A 1,250-nucleotide genomic window follows, 5' to 3' on the forward strand; every position below is an offset into this window, starting at 1 on the left:
ACAAATGAACATGCTAGATTCAAGCGAGATGAACAAAACAGAGCACGCTCTAAGAGCGTTATTGAAGCTCGAAACTTCCATGTCTTGAGGGAAATATCATGGTAGAAACTAACGACTATCAAATGGCTATTGATTTACTGCGTTGTCACCTAGGGATCTCAGAGGATGAGGCCAAACAGCAACTCGGTATTTCAACCGATCATAACTTGTCTAAACGTGTTGCTGAGACACAGCAAGCGCTGATGGGACTTAGCCAAGAAAAGTAGCAGTAATCTTATTAAGCTACACCAATAGATAAGCTACACCAATAGAAAGGGCTGCAAATTGCAGCCCTTTGGTTTTGAGTACGTTTACAAGAAATGCTCTTAATCGATGTTCAGTAATGGCTCAACGTTAATGTATTTACCCAACTCTTTGCGCTTCGCACTTGGAATGTAAGGGATCTCGCCTAACTTCGGTGCATCAATGCGCGATTCAAGCATTTCAATAATGTCCGCGTAATGCTCTGTGCCTGGGTTAACTCGGTTCGCAATCCAACCCACTAGGTTTAGACCATCTGCTTTGATGATTTCCGCCGTTAATAAAGCGTGGCTCAAACAACCCAGTTTAATACCCACGACAAGTACCACTGGTAGCTGCTCTTGCTGTACCCAAGTAGACAAGCTGTCTGTGTCTGACACAGGAACACGCCAACCACCAGCACCTTCTACCAATACAACATCGGCTTGCTCTTTATGTTGAGCGAGCTTTTCACTCAGCAAATCGTATTCGATTTCAACCTGCTCGTGCTTGGCTGCGATGTGAGGAGAAGCTGGTAATTCCAAAGCGTATGGGTTCACATCTTCATAAGCCACTTCTAAGGTTGCGGCTTTTTGCAAGTGCAGTGCATCTGAATTGCGCCAACCTTGCTCTGTTTTTTCGCTTCCTGCAGCCACTGGTTTGTAGCCAATGGTATTTAGTCCTTTTGCTGCGAGTGCTTGCAAGACGGCTTTCGACGCCACCGTTTTGCCTACATCAGTATCCGTACCAGCAATAAAAAATGCATCAATCATAAATGTATGACTCCAAAACAAACCTGATAAGTTGCAGGTAGAAAACCTTGATCGTTTTTGAATGCTTGGTACGCGCGCTCGACTTGCAACAAAGTACGACGACTTGTTAGACCATGTGAGCGCCCGCTTACGTGATTTGCACCAATACCTTTGAGATCACGCATAACAGAAAATGCTGAGTCGTACCAAACGGTGATG

General features: G+C 44.8%; 2 protein-coding genes and 1 pseudogene. 1 reads left to right on the forward strand and 2 read right to left on the reverse strand.

What is annotated here, in order from left to right:
- Nucleotides 1–98: 98 nt before the first annotated feature.
- Nucleotides 99–266 carry a hypothetical protein gene (locus R7127_RS26440; protein ID WP_276460028.1) on the forward strand — a complete coding sequence of 56 codons (168 nt, stop codon included), beginning with the start codon at nt 99–101 and terminating at the stop codon, nt 264–266.
- Nucleotides 267–365: 99 nt separating this feature from the next.
- Here R7127_RS26440 and bioD read toward each other — a convergent pair whose 3' ends face one another.
- Together bioD and R7127_RS26450 are read right to left on the reverse strand one after the other, a co-directional pair.
- Nucleotides 366–1,052, reverse strand: a complete 687-nt coding sequence (bioD, locus tag R7127_RS26445) for a dethiobiotin synthase (protein ID WP_005460040.1) — start codon at nt 1,050–1,052, stop codon at nt 366–368.
- A pseudogene (locus R7127_RS26450) lies at nt 1,049–1,250 on the reverse strand (malonyl-[acyl-carrier protein] O-methyltransferase BioC); the annotation flags it as partial. The gene bioD and the pseudogene R7127_RS26450, both read right to left, overlap by 4 nt.

The sequence above is a fragment of the Vibrio sp. 1159 genome, from assembly GCF_033340395.1.
GTDB lineage: Bacteria > Pseudomonadota > Gammaproteobacteria > Enterobacterales > Vibrionaceae > Vibrio > Vibrio alginolyticus.

What these genes read in the sequence shown, in the direction of transcription:
- R7127_RS26440 (WP_276460028.1), top strand. Translation starts at nt 99, where the DNA reads ATGGTAGAAACTAACGACTATCAAATGGCTATTGATTTACTGCGTTGT.
- bioD (WP_005460040.1), bottom strand. Translation starts at nt 1,052, where the DNA reads ATGATTGATGCATTTTTTATTGCTGGTACGGATACTGATGTAGGCAAA.